The sequence below is a fragment of the Corynebacterium sp. HMSC036D02 genome, assembly GCF_001836165.1.
Taxonomy (GTDB): Bacteria; Actinomycetota; Actinomycetes; order Mycobacteriales; family Mycobacteriaceae; genus Corynebacterium.
Window position 1 is genome coordinate 1 of the sequence record NZ_KV827657.1, and the last position, 986, is coordinate 986.

Here is a 986-nt window from a genome sequence, read left to right on the forward strand (position 1 = left end):
GACGTGTCTACTTTCCGGGGGTCAGGTCCAACGTCCTCCGGCATTCCAACACCAACGGCAGTGTCATAGGTTGGCAACGGCAGTGTGCTTTCAACATCAAACAAAGTTTGTGCGTTATTCGGTGCGTGCCCACGGTCGCCAAAGGTGTGTAGCCAGATAATGAACTGACCAATTTCTACAGCCTTATCCCACAGCTCTTCATCTGCGGTAAGTGGCACACGATTGCCGCTGTAGTGAAGCTCTTCATCAAATGCTTCTACATATCCAGGGTGCGCGGAAATACCTGCAATATAAGCAGTAAGTTGAAGTGCCCCGAGTTTTGTTCCTAGGCATTTGCCTTGATTTCTATTATTTCTTGCGGCGGGTTCTGCTTCCAAAAATCGGTTTCCACTTCGACTGGGGTTCGGTAGCCCAAGCTTTGGTGAAGCCTCATCTCGTTCCACCATGACACCCACTCGAACGTCGCGATTTCTACCTCGACAACATCATCCCACCTGCGAGTATGGATCAGCTCATTCTTGTAAGAGCCGTTAACGTTTTCAGCTAGAGCATTGTCATAAGAATCCCCGACAGTTCCGGTGGAAGCGGCAATCCCGTGCTGGGCAAGGCGCTCGTTGTAGACCACGCTGACGTACTGCGAGCCGTGATCCGAATGGTGAATGAGACCTGTTGTTTCCTCAGCACACACGATCGCCTGATTAAGAGCTTGCAGCGGCAACGCTTCGGTGCGCATGGAGTCTGATAACGCCCACCCAACGATCCGTCGGGAGTAAACGTCGGTGACAAACGCGGCATACACAAAGCCTTTCTTCGTGCGCACATACGTAATGTCAGCCACCCACAGTTTGTTCGGGCCGGGGGCTTTGAACTCACGCTCGACCAAGTCTGGGCGCAGATCCGGCCTGTTGAGGTGTACGGGTTGTGATTGGTGATCTGCCTTTGCCTTTGCCAGAAACACCAGCTAGGCGCATCAGCCGGGCGGTTTG

The 986-nt window shown here is 52.9% G+C and carries 1 protein-coding gene and 1 pseudogene; both read right to left on the minus strand.

Going from position 1 to position 986, the window contains the following annotated elements; translation table 11 throughout:
* The coding region (locus HMPREF2743_RS12580) for a type ISP restriction/modification enzyme (protein WP_305764555.1) at window positions 1-377 on the minus strand (377 nt) is incomplete at its 3' end.
* A pseudogene (locus HMPREF2743_RS02750) lies at window positions 326-986 on the minus strand (IS3 family transposase); the annotation flags it as partial. The pseudogene HMPREF2743_RS02750 and the gene HMPREF2743_RS12580, both read right to left, overlap by 52 nt.